This is a genomic window from Pseudoxanthomonas broegbernensis, from assembly GCF_014202435.1.
Lineage (GTDB): Bacteria > Pseudomonadota > Gammaproteobacteria > Xanthomonadales > Xanthomonadaceae > Pseudoxanthomonas > Pseudoxanthomonas broegbernensis.
This window is the reverse complement of sequence record NZ_JACHGU010000005.1, coordinates 313,814-333,578: the sequence shown is the minus strand read 5'-3', so window position 1 is coordinate 333,578 and position 19,765 is coordinate 313,814. Positions and strand designations below refer to the sequence as shown.

At 70.7% G+C, this 19,765-nt stretch carries 17 protein-coding genes; 4 read left to right on the top strand and 13 right to left on the bottom strand.

What is annotated here, in order from left to right:
* Positions 1-1,880, top strand: a 1,880-nt coding sequence (locus tag HNR76_RS12270) for a VENN motif pre-toxin domain-containing protein (RefSeq protein WP_183982254.1), incomplete at its 5' end; no start/stop codon positions are given.
* Positions 1,881-1,885: 5 nt separating this feature from the next.
* Positions 1,886-2,356 (top strand): Imm6 family immunity protein, encoded by a 471-nt coding sequence (locus HNR76_RS12265; protein ID WP_162310139.1) that lies wholly within the window; start codon positions 1,886-1,888, stop codon positions 2,354-2,356.
* 235 nt (positions 2,357-2,591) lie between these two features.
* Here HNR76_RS12265 and HNR76_RS12260 read toward each other — a convergent pair whose 3' ends face one another.
* From HNR76_RS12260 to ccoN, 11 genes are all read right to left on the bottom strand, one after another.
* Positions 2,592-3,083: an integrase core domain-containing protein gene (locus HNR76_RS12260; RefSeq protein WP_162310140.1), complete on the bottom strand. Its 492-nt coding sequence runs from the start codon at positions 3,081-3,083 to the stop codon at positions 2,592-2,594.
* Positions 3,084-3,147: 64 nt separating this feature from the next.
* Positions 3,148-3,873 (bottom strand): sulfite exporter TauE/SafE family protein, encoded by a 726-nt coding sequence (locus tag HNR76_RS12255; protein ID WP_162310141.1) that lies wholly within the window; start codon positions 3,871-3,873, stop codon positions 3,148-3,150.
* Positions 3,874-3,878: 5 nt separating this feature from the next.
* Positions 3,879-4,211: a cbb3-type cytochrome oxidase assembly protein CcoS gene (gene ccoS, locus HNR76_RS15760; protein WP_162310142.1), complete on the bottom strand. Its 333-nt coding sequence runs from the start codon at positions 4,209-4,211 to the stop codon at positions 3,879-3,881.
* Complete coding sequence (locus tag HNR76_RS12245) at positions 4,208-6,631, bottom strand: heavy metal translocating P-type ATPase (protein ID WP_162310143.1); 2,424 nt, start codon at positions 6,629-6,631, stop codon at positions 4,208-4,210. Before HNR76_RS12245 ends, ccoS begins: the two co-directional genes overlap by 4 nt.
* Before the next feature lie 7 nt (positions 6,632-6,638).
* Positions 6,639-7,193 (bottom strand): FixH family protein, encoded by a 555-nt coding sequence (locus HNR76_RS12240; RefSeq protein ID WP_162310144.1) that lies wholly within the window; start codon positions 7,191-7,193, stop codon positions 6,639-6,641.
* 10 nt (positions 7,194-7,203) lie between these two features.
* Positions 7,204-8,751, bottom strand: coding sequence for a 4Fe-4S dicluster domain-containing protein (locus HNR76_RS12235; protein WP_162310145.1), 1,548 nt, complete (start codon positions 8,749-8,751; stop codon positions 7,204-7,206).
* 18 nt (positions 8,752-8,769) lie between these two features.
* Positions 8,770-9,051, bottom strand: a complete 282-nt coding sequence (locus HNR76_RS12230; RefSeq protein WP_162310146.1) for a hypothetical protein — start codon at positions 9,049-9,051, stop codon at positions 8,770-8,772.
* Positions 9,052-9,059: 8 nt separating this feature from the next.
* Complete coding sequence (ccoP, locus tag HNR76_RS12225; RefSeq protein ID WP_162310147.1) at positions 9,060-9,980, bottom strand: cytochrome-c oxidase, cbb3-type subunit III; 921 nt, start codon at positions 9,978-9,980, stop codon at positions 9,060-9,062.
* Entirely contained in the window at positions 9,977-10,123 is a 147-nt protein-coding gene (locus tag HNR76_RS12220; protein WP_162310148.1) for a cbb3-type cytochrome oxidase subunit 3, read from the bottom strand. The genes ccoP and HNR76_RS12220 overlap by 4 nt, the downstream gene beginning before the upstream one ends.
* A 4-nt stretch (positions 10,124-10,127) precedes the next feature.
* Positions 10,128-10,742 (bottom strand): cytochrome-c oxidase, cbb3-type subunit II, encoded by a 615-nt coding sequence (ccoO, locus tag HNR76_RS12215; RefSeq protein WP_162310149.1) that lies wholly within the window; start codon positions 10,740-10,742, stop codon positions 10,128-10,130.
* Positions 10,743-10,752: 10 nt separating this feature from the next.
* Positions 10,753-12,192 carry a cytochrome-c oxidase, cbb3-type subunit I gene (gene ccoN, locus HNR76_RS12210; RefSeq protein ID WP_162310150.1) on the bottom strand — a complete coding sequence of 480 codons (1,440 nt, stop codon included), beginning with the start codon at positions 12,190-12,192 and terminating at the stop codon, positions 10,753-10,755.
* A 283-nt stretch (positions 12,193-12,475) separates the two neighbouring features.
* Here ccoN and HNR76_RS12205 point away from each other — a divergent pair, with 283 nt between their 5' ends.
* Positions 12,476-15,223, top strand: a complete 2,748-nt coding sequence (locus HNR76_RS12205) for a bifunctional acetate--CoA ligase family protein/GNAT family N-acetyltransferase (RefSeq protein ID WP_162310151.1) — start codon at positions 12,476-12,478, stop codon at positions 15,221-15,223.
* A gap of 20 nt (positions 15,224-15,243) precedes the next feature.
* Here the strand turns inward: HNR76_RS12205 and HNR76_RS12200 are convergent, their stop codons facing one another.
* On the bottom strand, positions 15,244-16,527 hold the full coding sequence (locus HNR76_RS12200; protein WP_162310152.1) for an NAD(P)/FAD-dependent oxidoreductase: 1,284 nt from the start codon (positions 16,525-16,527) through the stop codon (positions 15,244-15,246).
* 93 nt (positions 16,528-16,620) lie between these two features.
* Here HNR76_RS12200 and HNR76_RS12195 point away from each other — a divergent pair, with 93 nt between their 5' ends.
* Complete coding sequence (locus HNR76_RS12195) at positions 16,621-17,442, top strand: NYN domain-containing protein (protein ID WP_162310153.1); 822 nt, start codon at positions 16,621-16,623, stop codon at positions 17,440-17,442.
* A gap of 45 nt (positions 17,443-17,487) precedes the next feature.
* Here the strand turns inward: HNR76_RS12195 and HNR76_RS12190 are convergent, their stop codons facing one another.
* Complete coding sequence (locus HNR76_RS12190) at positions 17,488-19,692, bottom strand: primosomal protein N' (protein ID WP_162310154.1); 2,205 nt, start codon at positions 19,690-19,692, stop codon at positions 17,488-17,490.
* Positions 19,693-19,765 lie beyond the last annotated feature (73 nt).

Sequence of the window (19,765 nt, the reverse complement as noted above, 5' to 3'; positions counted from 1 at the left end):
CGCATGCGCAGGCCCAGGCCGACACCGTCTACACCGCCTATGTGGAGGGCCTGGAAGGCGAGGCGCGGACCAAGTTCGACGCGCTGGACGAGCAGAGCAAGCAGGCCTACGTGCTGACCCACAGCGCCGACTACCAGGAGGCCTATGCCACGCAGCAGCAATGGGGCGTGGGCGGGGACTACAGCCGTGCCCTGCAGGTGGTGACTACCGCGTTGGTGGGGAGCGTAGCTGGGCAAGATGCCACGCAGGTGGCGGCCAACGCACTGGCCCCGTATGCGGCCAAGCTGATCGGCCAGAAGTTCGACGAGAACCACGGCAGCGACCCGAATGCGGCGGCGCAACTGATCGGCCACGCGCTGCTGGGCGCACTGCTGGCGGAGGCCAACGGCACCTCGGCCGCGGGCGGTGCGCTGGCCGCGGCGGGCGGCGAACTGGCAGCCAAGTACCTGACCCAGAAGCTGTACGGCACCACCGACCCGGCCGACCTGGACGAAGCACAGAAGCAAGCCTTGCTGGGGTTGTCGCAGGCCCTCGGCGCACTGGCTGGCGGGTTGACGGGCGGGAACCTGGGCGAGGCGGCGACGGGGAGCAACATCGCTGGGAATGCGGTGGAGAACAACATCCTTGGACGCGAAGACCAAGCACGGCTTGACGAATTGCGTGAGAAATCCAAGAAGTCAGGTGATCTGACCAGACAGGAAGCCAGCGATCTGGTGCTTCTGGAGGTTGCAGACCAGATCAGTGACGGGTTGCTTCGCAAGCTCCAATCCGGGGCGGAATTGACCGTTGCAGAGATGGAAAACCTCAATGTCTACCTGGGCAATTACTTCCTTCAGGAGGGTAGTGAGGCGACGTGGAAGCTTGTCCAAGGAGAAGCGCCCGCGATGAACTCGTATCAGTACGCCGGTCTTAATGAGGAAATGAAGGCGTATGTAAGCGATAACTTCACGTTTTCGGATCGTTTTTGGGGGCATGCTCAGAGCGAGAACGAGAGCATATACAGGGATGCCCGTAGGCAGGCCGGGCTCAGCTATGTGGATAACCCTAATGAGTCGCTTACGCCTGCAGGGCTGAGGATTTCTAGCTTCCTGTCTGTCTATGACACGCTGGCGAGTAGTCCTTTTGCAGGAGCGGCCTATTTGGGTGCTATTGCAGCGGGGGCAAGTGACGAAACACGAGACAAGGTTGCACTGACTGCTGGGCAGATTGCTCAGATTGGATCGTCGTTTATTCTGCCGAAAGCCGGAATTTCTCCGATATTTGGTGAAATTCAGGCTAAGTCAAGCAGGGTGGGGTTGAACCCGGTTCCAGTTATTGTTGAAGACGCTAAGGTCGCTAGTAGCCTGGATGTAAAAAAGACGAATTCAATAAGCGTTGGATCAGAAGATTTGCATCTATATAGGGAGAGGCTTGGGCTGCCGAAAGAAATTAATACAATTGCAGTAGCAAGGACGGATATTCCGGGATTGGGCGGTGTTATTGAAGGCGCTTCGCCAGCAGTGCGTAATGCCGCCGGTTTGCCTCGGATGAGCCAAGGGGAGATTGCATCGCCAAATCCGTCCCCTCTATTTAAGAACCATGCAGAAGAAGATATTGCTAATAAAGTTGTATCTGCAGTTGAAAGACAGGGCTTGAGTCCATCTGACTTAGATGGGAGAACTTTGAGTATTCATATCTCAAATCCAACCGGCGTTTGCCCTACCTGCGTGCAAGGCTTGGAGAATCCTAATGTTCCTCCGGGTGTTTTGAAGCAATTGAGCAATAAATATCCAGGATTAACTATTAGAGTGACAGTTGAGCCGAAGGGTGGGAAAGTCCCAAGAACTGGATCGATAATTGTTATTAGGGGTGGAAATAGAGTGAGGGCGGAGGAGAAGTGATGCGAATGAAATTGAATATTGAGAAGTTCTCGCGCCTTCCAGCAAGAGAACGAGTTAATCTTGTTCTTGTGATGGCTAGAATGGTTTTGTCTGATCTTGAGGGGGATCAGGCTGGGGAATATTTGGCGAATTTGGCAATAAATTTAGTATCCGTGTGGGTCAATGAAGGGATGATTGATGGGAGATTGGTCACCGGAGAGGACTTTTTAGATGTCCTTCAGGATGAAAACGATCATGGCCTATTGGTTTTTGTGGATTCGGGAAATCCAAAAAGCACAGATCATGCTTTCAATGTGGTAGGGGGGGTTGTTTCTTATGCGGCTTGGTGTGCTTTTTTAGAAAGCGGGGATGTTCTCCCGGAAGGAATTGAGGAGGTAACTGATGTCTTTGTCCAGTGGATTATTGATGAGGCAATATCTTGTAATAGTTTTGATGGTGAGATGGTTAGTGATGAATTCAGAGACCTATTGTTTTAGGTGTCCCGTCCACTGTCCGCAAGCATTTTCCCAGCCATGAGCCAGGATTTTTCAGTCGAGCGGGAGGGTTTTTTTCAGGTGCTAAGCCGCCTGTCTTCCTGTCTTCCTGCCTCCGATTGAACGCTTCCTGATGAATTCCTGCCCATGCCCAGGCATTTCCCTGCTCATCGCGCAGCCTGCCCGTGGACAGTCGTCGTTGCCCTTGCGCGTGCCTTGCTGGAGCTTCCGTTCCCAGCTACGGCGGGAACCACCAGCCGGTGATCGCGCCATCCCAAAAGCTCACGAACCTGGGGCATCGCGTGGACTTGGTCCTGCCGTCCCACACCTCGGCCGGCGTATGCCCGCCCAGGTGCTGATGTGGCCGCGCATGGTTGTACCAGGCCCGGAACTCCACCAGCTTGCAATGCAGGTCGTCGCGGTCGGCTACGGCGATCCTGTCCAGGTGCCGCTTGAGCGTGCCGAAGAACCGCTCGATGCGCCCGTTCTGCCAGGGGCAATGGGGCTGGGTGGTTTGCAGTGCGATGCCCAGCATCGCCAGCGCACCCTTCATCAACCGCGAGTTGAAACACGCCTCGTTGTCCACCCGGATACACGCAGGCAGGCCGAACGTCCGGAACGCACCGCAGGCACGCGAGCCATGATCGACCAGCCCCAGGATCATCCGCAGCCGGCCCGAGAGGTCGGCCTTGCCGGTCAGGTCCAGCGCCCAGGTACGGTTGCACGGCATCGGGCGCGGGATGCGATGCTTGTGCTCCCGCCGCAGGCGAACGATGTCCGAGGGTCCGGCGACCTTAGCCAGCAGGTGGGCGGCAGCCCAAGGCGGCCAGCGGGCCGTGCAGCGCCGGCACCTGCATCAGCCAAGGCGCCGCCAGGGTAAGCAGGCCCGCACCCAGGACGATGCAGGCCATCGCCACGCGCAGGCGCGGACGCTGCAGCCAGCCGCCCAGGCGTGCGCCGGACCAGGTCAGCGGCAGCATCATCGGCAGGGTGCCCAGGCCGAAGGCGGCCATCACCGCCGCGCCGCCGCCGGCGCTGGCCTGCAGCCAGGCCACGGTGAGCAAGCTCAGGCTCAGGCCGCAGGGCATCCAGCCCCACAGCGCGCCGAGGGCGATCCGCCGCCAGGCGCGGTCGGCCGGCAGCAAGTGGCGGTGCAGGGGGCGCAGCCAGCGCCAGGCCTGCATGCCGGGCCTGGCCAGGAAAGCCAGGCGGCCGCCGCGGTCGAGCAGGCGCAGCGCCACCAGTATCAGTGCGATCCCGGCGGCCATGCGCACGCCGAAGGCCAGCGCGTCGATCCGCAGCAGCCGCAGCACGCCGCCGCCCAGGCCGCCGGCCAGGGTGCCGGCGAGGACGTAGCCGCCGATCCGGCCCAGGTTGGCCTGCCAGGCCACCGCCAGCGGCCGCCCCGGCGCCATGGCCGGGAAGCCTGTGGCGATGCCGCCGCACATTACCGCGCAATGCAGGCCGCCGAGCAGGCCGGCGACCAGCGAGGCGAGCAGGGTCGGCAGGTCCACCGGCATGCGCGTCAGCCGCCACGCGGCGGGCGCGGTTCCCGGGCGGAGGCGGTCGGATCGGGCAAGGCCGGATCGGGCGGAGCGGAACCGGACGGAGTGGGGTCCGGCGGTGTTGGATCAGGCAAGACCGGCTCTGGCGAAGCAGGGGCCGCCGGGAAATTGTCGGAGGCTACGGGTGCGGAACTGGCGAGCGGGGGCGCGGGGCGGTCGTGCTCGTCCAGGATATCCAGCGCCGGCGTGTCGAGGTCGTCGAACTGGCCGCGCCTGACCGCCCAGACGAAGGCGCCCACCGCGGCGCCCAGCAGCAGCAGGCTGATCGGGATCAGCAACAGCAGGATGTTCATCGCGGCACCTGCGCGGGCACGGGTGCGGAGGCCGGCATCGCGGCCGGGACCGGTTCCGGCGCCAGCCGCGCCAGCCGCAGCGCATTGAGGGTCACCGCCAGCGAGGACAGGGCCATGCCAAGCGCCGCCAGCCACGGCGTGACCCATCCCGCGGCGGCCAGCGGCAGGGCCAGCAGGTTGTAGCCCAGCGCCCAGGCCAGGTTCTGGCGGATGATGCGATGGGTGTTGCGCGCCAGTGCGATCGCGGCCGGGATCCGCAGCAGTCCGCCGCCGGTGGTGACCAGGTCGGCGGCGCGGTGCGCCAGCGAGGCGCCGTCGCCCATGGCGATGGAGACGTCGGCGCCGGCCAGCACCGGGGCGTCGTTGAGGCCGTCGCCGACCATCGCCACCACCCGGCCCTGGGCCTGCAGCGTGCGGGCGTAGTCCAGCTTGTCCTCCGGCGACTGCCGCGCGTGCGCGTCGGCGATGCCCAGGCGCGCGGCGAAGGCCTGCACGTTGCGGGCGGCGTCGCCGCTGGACAGGTGCAGGCGCAGGCCGAGGCCGCGCAGGCGGTCGACCGCGCGGGCGGCATCGGCGCGCTCGCCCTCGGCCACCACGAAGCGCGCGCGTGCGCCGTCGCCGCCGGCCAGCCACAGCGCGCCGTCGTCGCCGCCGCCGGTGGCGTAGCCGGCCTGGCCGAGCCGGTAGTGGCGGCCCTCCACCACGCCCTCGATGCCGCGGCCGGCGACCGCGCGCACCGCCTGCGCCTGCGGCGGGTCGTCGACGGCGGCGAACGCCATCGCCAGCGGATGCCGGCTGTCGCGCTCCAGCGCGGCGGCGATGCGCCGCGCCTGGTCCTCGTCGAGGCCCCGGCACTGGTCCACCGACAGCAGGCGCGGGCGGCCGTCGCCGAGGGTGCCGGTCTTGTCGAACACGACGTCGGTGGCCTGCGCCAGCCGGTCCAGCGCTCCGGGCCGCACCGCCAGCACGCCGAGCCGGGCCAGCGCGCCATGGGCGGTGGCCAGCGCTGCGGGCACCGCCAGCGACAGCGCGCAGGGGCAGCTCACCACCAGCAGGGCCAGGACCACCTCGAAGGCGCGCGAGGGGTCGTGGACCCGCCACCATGCGTATACCGCCACGGCGGCCAGCAGCAGCCCGGCGACGAATCCGCTGGCGATCTTCTCCGCGCTGCGCGCCAGCGGCGGGCGCTGCGCCTGCGCCTGTTCGACCAGCCGCGCCAGCTCGGCCAGGCGGGTGTCGTCGCCGACGCGGGTGACGCGGACGCGCGCGGGGTGTTCGCGGCAGGCGGTGCCGGCGTATACCGGCTCGCCCGCGCGCTTGTCCACCGCGGTCGACTCGCCGGTGAGCAGCGCCTCCTCGAAGCGGGCATCGGCGTCGAGCAGGATGCCGTCGGCCGGCACCGGCTCGCCCACCGCCACCCAGGCCACGTCGCCGGGGGCCAGCAAGGCCAGCGGCACCGGCTCGCGGCCGCCGTCGTCGCGCTCGCGGGTGGCGAAGGCCGGCCGGGCCCGGGCCAGGGCGTCGACCTGCGCGCTGGCGATGCCGCGTGCGCGCTGTTCGAGCTGGCGCGCCACCAGCAGCAGGAACACGAACATCACCGCCGCGTCGTACCACACGTGCTCGGCGCCGGTGACCGTGCCCCACACGCTGGCCACCCAGGCCAGCAGGGTGGAGCCGGCGACCAGGGTGTCCATGCCCAGGCGCAGGTGGCGCAGCTCGCGCAGGGCGCCGGCGATGAACGGCCAGCCGGCCCAGAACACCACCGGGGTGGAGACCAGGAAGGTGATCCAGCGGAAGAAGTCGCGGGTGGGCAGCGGCATGGTGCCGTTGAAGTCCAGGTACAGCGCCTCGGCGAACATCATCGCCTGCATCGAGCCGATGCCGGCGATGCCGATGCGCACCAGCGCGCGGTTGCGCTCGTTGCGGCGCGCCCGCTCGCGGGCCTCGCCGGTGGCCAGGTAGGGCCGGTAGCCGAGCGCGGCCAGCCGCGCCAGCAGCCGCGACAGCCGCACCCGTGCGGGGTCCCAGGCGATGCGGATGCGGCCGGTGATGGCGTTGGCGCTGATCTCGTGCACGCCCGGCTCGCGGCCCACCGCGCGGTCGATCAGCCAGGCGCAGGCGGCGCAGCGCATGCCGTCGGTGAGCACGGTGATCTCGCGGCCGCCCTCGACCTGGCGGGTGTGGCCGGCGAGCAGGTCCTCGCGGTCCCACAGCGCCATCTCGGGCAGCTCGGTGCCCACGCGCGCGGCCGGTTCGCTGCGCAGGCGGTAGTAGTCCTGCAGCCGCGCCTGGCCGATCCACTGCGCCGCCGCGGCGCAGCCGGTGCAGCAGAAGCCGTGGCGCACGCCATCCAGTTCCGCCCATGCCGGGCTCCGGGGCAGGGGCTCGCCGCAGTGGTGGCAGGCCGCCGTGGCGTTCATGGCGAACTCAGGGCGCTGGCGCGTCGGGCGCGTCGTCGGGGCTTTCGCCGCCCACGGCCGGGTCCGCGCGCGCGGCAAGCTGGCCGCGCGGCAGGCGGCCGCGCAGGCGCCAGCCTCCGTCGTCCGGGCCGAGCTGCAGCAGCCAGTCGTGGCCCAGGTCCAGGGCCGCCTCGGCACGCCAGCCGGTATCGGTCGGTTGCAGCCGCAGCGACAGGTCCTCGGCCGCGCGCAGCGGATGATGCAGCCGCAGCGCCAGCGGCGCGGCGCGGTCGAACCGGCCGGTCACCGGCAGCGCTTCCACCACGCCGGCCTCCCGGTCCACTCGCACGATCGCGCTGAGGTCCAGTTCGGCGGCGCGCGCGTCGGGGCCGAGGTCGCTCTGCTGCACCTGGCCCGTGCGCTGGACCCGGTCGGGCACCGCGTCCATCGGGCCATCGCGGCCGGCCACCGTCACCATGACCACGCCGCCGATCACCGACGCGGCCACCAGCGCGATGACCAGCCACACGATCGGCTGGCGCCAGGGCGAACTGGCGGTTTCGGGCGAGCGGTCGTCGGTCATGGGGTCTGCCTCACATCGGGCCGAAGAAGGTGGTGTCCACCTGGGCGCGCACGTCGCCGTCCTTGGACTCGATCACGAAGCGCAGCTCATGGCGGCCGCCGGTGCCTGCCGGCGCGGTCACGTCCAGGCCCTCGGCGATCACCTCGCCGGCGCCGGCTGCGACTTCGCGCGGGCCGCCGCGCAGGGCCAGGCCCGGCGTGGCCGATTCCACCCGCACGATGTATACCGCGTCGCGCTCGGTCTTGTTTGCCAGCTTCAGCGTGTAGCCGTTGTCGACGCCGTCGGCCTGCACCCGGTACAGGGCGTTGCGGTCGCGCAGCACGTCGGCGATCAAGGGGCTGCGGTTGCCGATGCCCCAGGCCCAGCCGGTCACCAGCGCGACCAGCAGCAGTGCGTAGATCAGGATGCGCGGGCGCAGCACCCGGGCCTTGCCGCCCTCCATCGCGTTCTGGGTGGTGTAGCGGATCAGTCCCTTCGGGTAGCCGACCTTGCCCATCACCTCGTCGCAGGCGTCGATGCAGGCGCCGCAGGCGATGCACTCGTACTGCAGGCCGTTGCGGATGTCGATGCCCACCGGGCACACCTGCACGCACACGGTGCAGTCCACGCAGTCGCCCAGTTGCTCGGGCTCGAACCTGGGCAGCGGCGCGGCCTGCTCGCCGGCGTCGCCGAGCATGATCGTGCCGGCGGCCTGCAGCCGGCTGGCGGCCGCGCTGGGGTGGTGGCTGGCGCGGAACACGTAGTCGTAGGCGGCGCGCGCGTCCAGCAGGCCGCGGGCGCGCTCGAGCACGCTGCCCAGGCCGCGCTTGCGCGGGCCGCGCGGTTCGCCGCGCATCGGGTCGTAGGCGATGATCAGGGTGTCGCGGTCGAACATCGCGCTCTGGAAGCGCGCGTACGGGCACATGTACTTGCACACCTGCTCGCGCAGGAAGCCGGCGTTGCCCAGGGTGGCGCCGGCGTAGAACAGCACCCAGAAAGTCTCCCAGCCGTTCCAGGCGAACGGCCACAGGCGCGCGCCCAGGCCGGTGATCGGGGTGAAGAAGCCGACGAAGGTGAAGCCGGTCCACAGCGAGAACGCGATCCATAGAAAATGCTTGGCGCCCTTGCGCAGCACCTTCTCCCGGGTCCAGGGGCCGGCGTCGAGCTTCATCCGCTTGGGGCGGTCGCCCTCGGTCCAGCGCTCCATCCACAGGAACACCTCGGTCCACACCGTCTGCGGGCAGGCGTAGCCGCACCACAGCCGCCCGGCCAGCGCGGTGACGAAGAACAGGGTCAGCGCCAGGATCACCAGCAGCATCGCCAGCAGGCTGAAGTCCTGCGGCCAGAAGGTCAGCCCGAACACGTGGAACTTGCGCGCCGGCAGGTCGAACAGCACCGCCTGGCGGCCGTCCCAGCCCAGCCACGGGAACAGGTAGTACATGCCCAGCAGCCAGAACACCGCCGCCTTGCGCAGGCGGTCGAAGCGGCCGGAGACGTCGCGCGGATAGACCTTGCGCTCCTTGACGTAGAGCGAATCTCCGCCCGCGTCGACCACTTCGATATCGATGGACTTGCTCAACGTGCAACCCGCCTTGGACTAGCGCCTGGGGCCATTGAAGCGGCTCGAGGGTCGCAGCAGGATCCAGGTGAACAGGCTGGACGACGCGGTCGCCAGCCAGAAGGTGAAGAACCCGATGGTGTAGCCGACCCCGCGGGTGAGCTCGACGTGCGGGAAGGTGATGCGCCCCAGCTCGGTCGGGTCGACGAAGGCGAAGAACACCATCGTCGCCACGCCCGCGGCGAAGAAGCTGGGCCACAGGATCGCGCCCACCCGCTGTACCAGCGGGCGGGGCGGATGGTCGAAGTCCGGTGCGCTCATCGTCGGCCTCAGTCGGCCGCCGCGGCGCCGTTGGACAGCGACCACACGTAGGCGGCGACCAGGCGCGCGCGGGTTTCGCCCAGCAGGTCGCGGTGGGCGGGCATGACCCCGTGGCGGCCCTCGGCGATGGTCTTGCGCAGGCTTTCGCGGCTGCTGCCGTACATCCAGTAGTCGTCGGTCAGGTCCGGTGCGCCGATGTCCGGGTTGCCCGTGCCGTCGACGCCGTGGCAGGCCACGCACACGCCCTCGTACAGCTTCCGGCCCTGGGCGGCCATGTAGTTGTTCTGCAGCGTCTCCGGCGCCGAGAGGGTGCGCACGTAGGCGATGGTGTAGTCCACCGCTTCCGGGCCGCCCATGCCGGCCAGCACCGTGCCCCACTCCGGCATCACGCCCTCGCGGCCGTCCAGCACCGTCTCCAGGATCCGCTCGGGCGCGCCGCCCCAGTGCCAGATGGCGTCGGTCAGGTCGGGGTAGCCGATCGCGCCCTGGCCCGAGGAGCCGTGGCAGGTGGCGCAGGTATTGGCGAAGATCGAACGGCCCAGCGCGCGCGCGCGCGGATCGCCCGCCAGGTCCGGCAGCGCCCGCCCGCGGTAGGCGGAGAAGGTCTCCTCCAGGCGCGCATCGGCGGTGGCCTTGGCCCGGTCGTGCTCGCCCGCCGAACTCCAGCGGCTCAGGCCCGGGTAGCCGCCCAGCCCGCCGTACCAGGCCAGGTACACCACGCCGAAGGCCAGGGCGATGTAGAAGCCGATGATCCACCAGCGCGGCATCGGCTTGTTGTACTCGGTGATGTCGCCGTCCCAGTAATGGCTGGTGTCCTCGGGCTTGGGGTCGCCGGGGCGGCGCTTGGCCGTCCACCACAGCAGCCAGGTGCAGCCGCCCAGGTTCAGCACCACCAGGGCGATGACGTACCACGACCAGCCGGTGCTCATGCCCGGTCCTCCTCGGCCGGCGCGTCGTCCAGCGCCAGGCGCGCGGCCTCGTCGAAGCCGGCGCGGTTGCGCGGCAGCCAGGCCCAGGCCCAGATGCCGACGAACAGCAGCAGCAACAGCAGCGTCACGATTCCGGAAATCATCTGCTCAGTTCCCCTTCGGCGCGTTTCTGCCCAGGCCCTGCAGGTAGGCCACCACAGCATCGAGCTCGGTCTTGCCGGCGACCTCGGCGGCCGCGGCGGCGATCTGCGCGTCGCTGTACGGGTCGCCCAGGCGCTGCAGCGCCTTCATCCGCATCGCCACCGAGCCGCCGTCCACGCCGGTCCTGGCCAGCCACGGGAACGCGGGCATGTTGGATTCGGGCACCACCGCGCGCGGGTCGGTCAGGTGCACCCGGTGCCAGTCGTCCGAATAGCGCCCGCCCACCCGCGCCAGGTCCGGCCCGGTGCGCTTGGAGCCCCACTGGAACGGGCGGTCGTAGACCGACTCGCCGGCCAGCGAGTAGTGGCCGTAGCGCTCGGTCTCGAAGCGCAGCGTGCGCACCATCTGCGAATGGCAGCCGTAGCAGCCCTCGCGCACGTACACGTCGCGGCCGGCCAGTTCCAGCGCCGGGTACGGCTCGACCCCGGGCGCCGGCTCGATCGCCTCGGCCTGCAGCATCAGCGGCACGATCTCGGCCAGGCCGCCCAGCGAGACGGCCACGGCGATCAGCACGGCCAGCAGGCCGACGTTCTTCTCGATCTTCTCGTGTGCGATTCCCATCTCGTCTTCCTCAGGCCTGCGCTTCGGCGCTGTGCGGCGGCATCACCGGCTGCGGCGCCGGGTTGCGCGCCATCTGGCGGGTGCGCCACATGTGCCAGCCCATCAGGCACATGCCGGCCAGGATCAGCACGCCGCCCAGCAGCCGCCCCAGGTAGTAGGGGTAGGTGGCGATCAGGGATTCGACGAAGCTGTAGGTGAGGGTGCCGTCGGCGTTGGTGGCGCGCCACATCAGGCCCTGGGTGATGCCGGCGATCCACATCGAGACGATATAGAACACCACGCCCAGGGTGTGCAGCCAGAAGTGCGCGTCCACCAGGCGGGTGGAGTACATGCCTTGCAGGCCCAGCAGGCGCGGGTACAGCGAGTACAGCGAGCCGATGGAGATCATCGCCACCCAGCCCAGGGTGCCGGCGTGGACGTGGCCCACGGTCCAGTCGGTGTAGTGGGACAGTGAGTTGACGGTCTTGATCGACAGCAGCGGGCCTTCGAAGGTGGCGATCATGTAGAAGCTGATGGCCACGATCAGGAACTTGAGGATCGGGTCGGTGCGCAGCTTGTGCCACACCCCCGACAGGGTGAGGATGCCGTTCATCGCGCCGCCCCACGACGGCGCCAGCAGGATCACCGAGAACACCATGCCCACCGACTGCGCCCAGTCCGGCAGCGCGGTGTAGTGCAGGTGATGCGGGCCGGCCCACATGTAGATGGAGATCAGCGCCCAGAAGTGCACGATCGACAGGCGGTAGGAGTAGATCGGCCGCTGCGCCTGCTTGGGCACGAAGTAGTACATCATCGCCAGGTAGCCGACGGTGAGCAGGAACGCCACCGCATTGTGGCCGTACCACCACTGCGCCATCGCGTCGACCGCGCCGCTGTAGATCGGGTAGGACTTCCACAGCCCGGCCGGGATGGCCAGGTTGTTGACGATGTGCAGCAGGCCCACGGCGATCACGTAGGCGCCGTAGAACCAGTTGGCCACGTAGATGTGCTTGACCCGGCGCTTGGCCAGGGTGCCGAAGAACAGCCAGCCGTAGGCCACCCAGACCACCGCGATCAGCAGGTCCAGCGGCCACTCCAGCTCGGCGTATTCCTTGCCCTGGGTGTAGCCCAGCGGCAGGGTGATGACCGCGCCGACCATCGCCGCCTGCCAGCCCCAGAACACGAAGGCGGACAGCCGGTCGGAGATCAGGCGCACGTGGCAGGTGCGCTGGACCACGTACAGCGAGGTGGCGAACAGCACCGAGCCGCCGAAGGCGAAGATCACCCCGTTGGTGTGCAGCGGGCGCAGGCGGCCGTAGCTGAGCCAGGCGGTGTCGAAGTTCAGCGCCGGCCAGTAGAGCTGGGCGGCGATCAGCACGCCCACGGCCATGCCGACGATGCCCCAGAACACGGTCGCCACCGCGAACTGGTGCACCACCTTGTCGTTGTATGTCCCCTGCACGCTGTGCATGCGGTCCGTTCCTCAGTCTGAACGGGGGAATCATCCCCCCGATGGCGCGACCCGGGCATTGATCCGGATCAATGCATGGCCGGATGTTTCGGGTTACCCACGAAACTGGCCGTCGCCATGCCCTGTGGACTGGGAGCGGGATCGCCTGGCGCGCAGCGCTGGGTAAACCTTCGCCGGAAGTATAGGCCGGGCCCGCGCGGCGGGGATGGGACATATTGTCCGGGGGCGGGCCGTAGACGGCCGGCCCTGTATCGTGCGCATGCATGGAGACGAGGCGCGCGCGATGAGTACCTATGCCCTGGAGGCGGTCTTCCGCCCGCGTTCGGTCGCCGTGGTCGGCGCCAGCCCGCGCGAGCGCTCGGTGGGCCGCACGGTGGTGCGCAACCTGCGCCAGGCCGGCTTCGCCGGGCCGGTGGGCGTGGTCAACCCGAAGTATCCGCGGATCGAGGACATCGCCACCGTCGCGCGGCTGGCCGATCTGCCGTTCCAGCCGGAACTGGTGGTCGTCTCCACCCCGGCGGCCACGGTGCCGGACGTGATCGCCGAGGCCATCGCCGTGGGCGCGCGGGCGGCGGTGGTGGTGACCGCCGGCCTGGGTCACGGGCCCGGCTCGCTGCTGGAGCGGCTGCGCGATATCGCACGGCCGCACGGCCTGCGCGTGGTCGGCCCCAACTGCCTGGGGGTGATGGCCCCGCACGTCGGGCTCAATGCCAGCTTCGCCGCGCGCGCGCCGCTGCCGGGCGACCTGGCCCTCGTCTCGCAGTCGGGCGCGATCGCCGCCGGCCTGGTGGAGTGGGGCGCGGCGCGCTCGATCGGCTTTTCCGCCGTGGTCTCGCTGGGCGACGCGCTGGACGTGGACTTCGGCGACCTGCTGGACTGGTTCGCCCAGGACCCGAAGACCCGCGCGATCCTGCTGTACATCGAATCGATCCGCCACGCGCGCAAGTTCATGTCCGCCGCGCGCGCGGCCGCCCGCGCCAAGCCCGTGGTGGTGGTCAAGTCCGGCCGCCACGCGCAGGGCGCCAAGGCCGCGGCCACCCATACCGGCGCCCTGGCCGGCTCGGACGCGGTCTACGACGCCGCGTTCCGCCGCGCCGGCCTGCTGCGGGTGCTGGCCCTGGACGAACTGTTCGCCGCCGCCGAGACCCTTGGCCACCTGCGCAGCGCCCCGGGCGGCCGCCTGGCCATCCTCACCAACGGCGGCGGCATCGGCGTGCTGGCGGTGGACCGCCTGATCGACCTGGGCGGCACCCTGGCCGCGCTGGACCAGGCCACGGTCCAGCGGCTGGACGCGGTGCTGCCGCCCACCTGGTCGCGCGCCAACCCGGTGGACATCGTCGGCGACGCCGATGCGCAGCGCTATACCGCCGCGCTGGAAACCCTGCTCTCCAGCCGCGACAACGACGCGGTGCTGGTGATGAACGTGCCCACCGCGCTGTCGTCCTCGGTCGAGGCCGCCGAGGCGGTGGCCTCGGTCCTGGAGAAGCGTCCGCGCGGCGGTGCGGCGGCGGCCAAGCCCGTGCTGGGCGTATGGCTGGGCGGCGGCGAGCGGGCCCTGGCGCGGCTGGATGCGGCCGGCGTGCCCACCTTCGCCACCGAGGCCGACGCGGTGCGCGGCTACACCTACCTGGTCCGCCACCGCGAGGTGCAGCAAGCGCTGATGGAGACCCCGCCCAGCCTGCCGGAGGACTTCGTGGTCGACACCGCCGCCGCGCAGGCGGTGGTGGCCGGGGCGCTGGCGCAGGGCCGGCGCTGGCTGGACCCGCTGGAGGTGACCGCGCTGCTGGACGCCTACGGCATCCCCATCACCCCGGTGACCCTGGCCGCCGACCCGGACGCGGCGGTGGCCGCGGCCGCGCCGCTGCTGGCCGAAGGCACGCCGGTGGCGCTGAAGATCCTCTCGCCGGACATCGTCCACAAGTCCGACGTGGACGGCGTGCGCCTGAACCTGGCCAGCGAGGCCTCGGTGCGCGAGGCCGCCGCCGGCATCCTCGCCCGCGCCCGCGAATTGCGCCCGCAGGCGCGCATCGAGGGCGTGACCGTGCACCCGATGATCGTCAAGGCCAAGGCGCGCGAACTGATCGCCGGCCTGGCCGACGACGCCACCTTCGGCCCGGTGGTGGTGTTCGGCCGCGGCGGCACCGCGGTGGAGGTGATCGACGACAAGGCCCTGGCGCTGCCGCCGCTGGACCTGCGCCTGGCCCACGAGCTGATCGCGCGCACCCGTGTCTCGCGCATCCTCAAGGCCTACCGCGACGTGCCCGCCGCCGACGAGCGCGCGGTGGCGCTGGTGCTGGTGAAGCTGGCGCAACTGGCCGCCGACATCCCGCAGGTGCGCGAACTGGACATCAACCCGCTGCTGGCCGACAAGGACGGCGTGATCGCGGTGGACGCGCGGGTGGCCATCGCCCCGCACGAGGGGCCGGCGCGGAAGGGGCCGTGGCACTCGCGCTTCGTGATCCGCCCGTACCCCAAGGAGTGGGAGCGCGAGGTGGAGCTGGCCCACGGCCGGCGCATGTCCGTGCGCCCGGTGCGGCCGGAGGACGAGGACCTGTTCCGCGCGTTCTTCGACAAGGTCAGCGACGAGGACCTGCGCCTGCGCTTCTTCTCGGCGGTGCGCCACTTCAGCCACGAGTTCATCGCCCGCCTGACCCAGCTCGACTACGCGCGCTCCATCGCCCTGGTGGCGCTGGAGCCGGGCAGCGGGCGGATGCTGGGCGCGGTGCGGCTGCTGGCCGACGCCAACTACGAGCGCGGCGAGTACGGCATCCTGGTGCGCTCGGACCTGAAGGGCCACGGCATCGGCTGGCAGTTGATGCGGATCATGATCGAGTACGCCGGCAGCATCGGCCTGAAGGCGGTGGAGGGCCAGGTGCTGCGCGAGAACGCGACCATGCTGGCGATGTGCCGGCAACTGGGTTTCCGGGTCGCCCTGGACCGCGACGACCCGACGGTGATGAACGTGACCCTGGAGGTTGCGGCCGGCGCGGCGGGGGAGCGCGTGCGGTTCCCCGGCCTGGTCGCCGACTGAAGCCGGCGGCGCCCGACGGTTCAGGCAGGAGGCACCGGCCCCTCGCGGTCCCGGCCCAGGATGATCCGCGCCGCGCGCTGGTAGCTCCAGTAGGCCCAGGCCCAGTTGAGCAGCACCACCAGGCGGTTGCGGAAGCCGATCAGGAAGAACACGTGCGCGGCCAGCCAGAACCACCACGCCAGCAGGCCGGAGAGCTTGAACCCGTGCAGGTCCACCACCGCGGCCATGCGCCCGATGGTGGCCAGGTTGCCGAAGTCGCGGTAGCCGAACGCGCCGGCCTGCACGCCGCGCAGGCGCGCGCGGAGCGACGCGGCCACGTGCCGGCCCATCTGCTTGGCCGCCGGCGCCACGCCCGGCACCGGGCGCCCGTCGGCACGCTGCACCGCGGCCAGGTCGCCGGCGACGAATACGTGCGGGTGCCCGGGCACGCTCAGGTCCGGCTCCACGATCACCCGCCCGGCGCGGTCCAGCGGCACGCCCAGCGCGCGCGCCAGCGGCGAGGCGGCCACGCCGGCGGCCCACACCACGGTGCGTGCGTGCACGTAGTCCTCGCCCAGGCGGTAGCCGCCGCCGTCGATCGCGGTGACCGGCACGCCGGTGGACACCTCCACGCCCAGGCGTTCGAGCTGGCGCCGCGCCTTGCGCGACAGTTCCTCGGGAAAGGACGCCAGCACCCGCGGCCCGGCCTCGACCAGGCGCACGCGCGCGCTGGCCGGGTCGATCCGGCGGAACTCGTCCTTCAGCGTGTGCCGGGCGATCTCGGCCAGGGTGCCGGCCAGTTCCACGCCGGTGGGGCCGCCGCCGACCACGGCGAAGCTCAGCCATGCCGCGCGCTCGGCCGGATCGTCGCAGGCCTCGGCGCGCTCGAACGCCAACAGCAACTGGCGGCGCAGGTGCAGCGCGTCGTCCAGCGACTTCAGGCCCGGCGCGTGCGCGGCCCATTGGTCGTTGCCGAAGTAGGCGTGGGTGGCGCCGCTGGCCAGCAGCAGGTAGTCGAAGCCGAGCGCGCCGCCGTCGGCCAGTGCCACCCGGCGCGCGGCCGGATCGATGCCGGTGGCTTCGCCCAGCCGCACCTGGACGTTGCATTGCCGGCGCAGGATGTGCCGCAGCGGCGCGGCGATGTCCGGCGCCGACAGCCCCGCGGTGGCCACCTGGTAGAGCAGCGGCTGGAACAGGTGGTGGTTGCTGCGGTCGAGCAGGGTGATGCGCAGCGGTGCCTTGGCCAGCGCGCGCGTGGCCCATAGCCCGGCGAAGCCGCCGCCGATCACGACCAGGTGGGGAAGCCGGGTGTCGATCGCGTCCATGGGCCGATTCTGGCACGCGCGCGGTCCGTGCGCCGACCCTGCCATGCGACACTGCGGCGGTGCGCGCGACGCGCCCATCCACGGAGGAAGACCATGGCCGAGAAGGAAACCCGCATCGCCCTGCTGATCGATGCCGACAACGCGCCGGCGGCGAAGATCGACGAGGTGCTGGCCGAGGTGGCGCGCCACGGCGTGGCCAACGTGCGCCGCGCCTACGGCAACTGGAAGAGCCCCAACCTCAAGAGCTGGGAGGCGGTGCTGCACGAGTTCGCGATCCGCCCGATCCAGCAGTTCGCCTACTCCAAGGGCAAGAACGCGTCGGACATGGCGATGGTGGTCGACGCGATGGACCTGCTGCACCACGAGCGGCTGGATGCGTTCGCCCTGGTGTCCTCGGATGCGGATTTCACCCCGCTGGTGATGCGCCTGCTCACCGGCGGCGCCAAGGTCTACGGGTTCGGCGAGAAGAAGACCCCGCTGCCCTTCGTCAACGCATGCTCGCAGTTCACCTACGTGGAAGCCCTGGGCGAGGCGGAGCCGGACGCCGAGCCGGCGATCCCCGCGCAGGAGCCGGCGTCCGCCGCGGCCGCGCAGGCCGCCGCCGCTGCGGGGTCCCGCACCCCGGCGCTGAAGCCGCGCACCGGCACCGAGCTGCGCGGCGACACCAAGCTGGTCAACCTGCTGCGCAGCGCGGTGGAGGCCGGCGCCGACGACCATGGCTGGGCGTCGCTGGGCGGCGTCGGCAAGCAGATCGCCAACCGCGCCTCGTTCGATCCGCGCAACTACGGCTATCGCAAGCTCAGCGACCTGATTTCCGCGATTGGCCTGTTCGAGGTGCGCCGCCAGGAATTGGCCATCTACGTGCGCGACCGGCGCCATCCCGAGGCCAAGGGCGCGCGCGGCAACGGCAACTGAAGGCGCGCGCCGCCTCGTTCCGCGCGCGCGGAACACGCGGAACGCTCAGTACAGGTCCACCGGGTCCACGTCCAGCGACCAGCGCGTGCGCCGTGCCTGGGGCAGGGCGTGGATCGCCGGCAGCGCGGCGTCCAGGCGCGCATGCAGCGCCGGGCGATGCGGGCAGGACAGCAGCAACTGCATGCGGTACAGGCCCGCGCGGCGCGCCATCGGCGCGGTGATCGGGCCATGCAGGTCGATCGGCGCGGCCGCCGGGCCGCCCGCTTCCAGCAGGATGTCCCGGGCCGCCTGCAGGAACGCGCCGGCCGCCTCGGCCTGCTGCGCCTCGGCGCGCAGCAGGGCCAGGTGCGCGAACGGCGGGAAGCCGGCGGCCTGGCGCAGGGCCAGTTCGTCCCGGGCGAAGCCGTCGTAGCCGCCCTGGATCAATGCATGCAGCAGCGGGTGGTCCGGGTGGTGGGTCTGCCACCACACCTGGCCGGGCCGTTGCGCGCGGCCGGCGCGGCCGGCCACCTGCACCAGCAACTGGGCCAGCTTCTCGCCGGCGCGGAAATCGGTGGAGAACAGGCCCTCGTCCACGCCGACCACGACCACGCGGGTCAGGTTGGGCAGGTCGTGGCCCTTGGCCAGGATCTGGGTGCCGACCAGGATGCCGGGCTTCTGGCCCAGTTCGGCCAGCAGCCTGGCCAGGCCGTCGCGGCGGGCGGTGGTGCCGCGGTCGATGCGCAGCACCGGCCAGTCGGCGAAGCGCTCGGCCAGCAGTTCCTCCAGCCGCTCGGTGCCGATGCCCTGCGGCTGCAGCGCCAGGCTGGCGCAGTCCGGGCAGGCCGGCGGCCGCGCCTGGCGGTGGCCGCAGTGGTGGCATACCAGCCTGCCGCCGCCGGCATGCACGGTCATCGGCGTGCCCTGCAGCGGCGTGCTGCAGCGCGGGCATTGCGCGCTCCAGCCGCAGTCGTGGCACAGCAGCACCGGCGCGTAGCCGCGGCGGTTCTTGAACACCAGCACCTGGCCGCCCTCGCGCAGGGCCGCGCCTATCGTCTCCAGCGTCTCCGGCGCCAGCCCGGCCTGCAGCGGGCGCTTGCGCACGTCGAGGATGCGCACCTGCGGCGGGCTCGCATCGCCGGCGCGCTGGCGCAGGCGCAGGTGCGCGTAGCGGCCGGCGCCAGCGTTGTGCAGGGTCTCCAGCGAGGGCGTGGCGCTGCCCAGCAGCACCGGCACGCCCAGCGCCTTGCCGCGCACCAGGGCGAAGTCGCGGGCGTGGTAGCGGATGCCGTCCTGCTGCTTGTAGCTGCCGTCGTGTTCCTCGTCGATGACGATCAGCCCGGCATCGGGCAGCGGGGTGAACACCGCCGAGCGGGTGCCGACGATCACCCGCGCCTGCCCGGACCAGGCCGCCGCCCATACCCGGGCGCGTTCGCCGTCGGCGAGGTTGGAATGCAGGGCGTGCACCGGCACGCCGAGGCGGGCGCGGAAGCGGGCCAGGGTCTGCGGGGTCAGGCCGATCTCCGGCACCAGCACCAGCGCCTGGCGGCCGCGCGCCAGGCATTGCGCGATGGCGTGCAGGTAGACCTCGGTCTTGCCGCTGCCGGTGATGCCTTCCAGCAGCACCGCGGCGAAGCCCTCCACCGCGGCGATGGCCTCGATGGCGGCCTGCTGGCCCGGGTTCGGCAGCGGCCCGGGCTGCGCCGCCGGCGTCTGGGCGATGGCGGGAACGGCCACCCGTTCGGCGAAGCGGCGGCGCGACAGCGAGCGTGCCGCCGGGCGCCAGCCGTCCAGCTCCCGGTCCAGCCGGTCCTCGTCCAGGGGGCCGGCCTGCAGCAGTTCGGCCAGGCGTCGCGGCCGGGTGCCGCGGCGCAGGCCGGCCAGGGCGGTGGCGCCGGCCTCGGTCAGCGCCCAGGCCCAGGCATGCGTGTCCGGCAGCGGCTCGCCGGCGCGCAGCGGTGCCGGCAGGGCGGTGGCCAGTACCTCGCCGGGCGGCGCATGGGTGTAGCGGGCCAGCCACAGCAGCGAGTCCAGCAACTCGCCGTGGAACAGCGGCGCCGGGTCGGCGAAGGCCAGGGCCCGGCGCAGCCCGGCCGCCGTCTCGGGAGGCCCCACCGCGACCACCACGCCGGCCAGTTCGCGCGGGCCGAACGGCACCCGCACCCGCCGGCCGACATCGCCGGCGGCGGCGGTCTGGCCGTCCGGCGGCAGGTAGTCGAACAGGCGCGGCAGCGGGACGGGCAGGGCGACGCGGAGGCAGGCGGCGGACATCCTCGCCAGTCTAAGGGGGCGGTGCGGGACCGGCGCAAAGCGGTTGCGTCGCATTGCTGCGGTCAGGCTGATA

What these genes read in the sequence shown, in the direction of transcription:
- HNR76_RS12255 (WP_162310141.1), bottom strand. Translation starts at nt 3,873, where the DNA reads ATGCCGGTGGACCTGCCGACCCTGCTCGCCTCGCTGGTCGCCGGCCTG.
- HNR76_RS12220 (WP_162310148.1), bottom strand. Translation starts at nt 10,123, where the DNA reads ATGATTTCCGGAATCGTGACGCTGCTGTTGCTGCTGCTGTTCGTCGGC.
- ccoN (WP_162310150.1), bottom strand. Translation starts at nt 12,192, where the DNA reads ATGCACAGCGTGCAGGGGACATACAACGACAAGGTGGTGCACCAGTTC.
- HNR76_RS12200 (WP_162310152.1), bottom strand. Translation starts at nt 16,527, where the DNA reads ATGGACGCGATCGACACCCGGCTTCCCCACCTGGTCGTGATCGGCGGC.
- HNR76_RS12195 (WP_162310153.1), top strand. Translation starts at nt 16,621, where the DNA reads ATGGCCGAGAAGGAAACCCGCATCGCCCTGCTGATCGATGCCGACAAC.
- HNR76_RS12205 (WP_162310151.1), top strand. Translation starts at nt 12,476, where the DNA reads ATGAGTACCTATGCCCTGGAGGCGGTCTTCCGCCCGCGTTCGGTCGCC.
- HNR76_RS12260 (WP_162310140.1), bottom strand. Translation starts at nt 3,083, where the DNA reads ATGCCGTGCAACCGTACCTGGGCGCTGGACCTGACCGGCAAGGCCGAC.
- HNR76_RS12190 (WP_162310154.1), bottom strand. Translation starts at nt 19,692, where the DNA reads ATGTCCGCCGCCTGCCTCCGCGTCGCCCTGCCCGTCCCGCTGCCGCGC.
- ccoO (WP_162310149.1), bottom strand. Translation starts at nt 10,742, where the DNA reads ATGGGAATCGCACACGAGAAGATCGAGAAGAACGTCGGCCTGCTGGCC.
- ccoS (WP_162310142.1), bottom strand. Translation starts at nt 4,211, where the DNA reads ATGAACATCCTGCTGTTGCTGATCCCGATCAGCCTGCTGCTGCTGGGC.
- HNR76_RS12240 (WP_162310144.1), bottom strand. Translation starts at nt 7,193, where the DNA reads ATGACCGACGACCGCTCGCCCGAAACCGCCAGTTCGCCCTGGCGCCAG.
- HNR76_RS12230 (WP_162310146.1), bottom strand. Translation starts at nt 9,051, where the DNA reads ATGAGCGCACCGGACTTCGACCATCCGCCCCGCCCGCTGGTACAGCGG.
- ccoP (WP_162310147.1), bottom strand. Translation starts at nt 9,980, where the DNA reads ATGAGCACCGGCTGGTCGTGGTACGTCATCGCCCTGGTGGTGCTGAAC.
- HNR76_RS12265 (WP_162310139.1), top strand. Translation starts at nt 1,886, where the DNA reads ATGAAATTGAATATTGAGAAGTTCTCGCGCCTTCCAGCAAGAGAACGA.
- HNR76_RS12245 (WP_162310143.1), bottom strand. Translation starts at nt 6,631, where the DNA reads ATGAACGCCACGGCGGCCTGCCACCACTGCGGCGAGCCCCTGCCCCGG.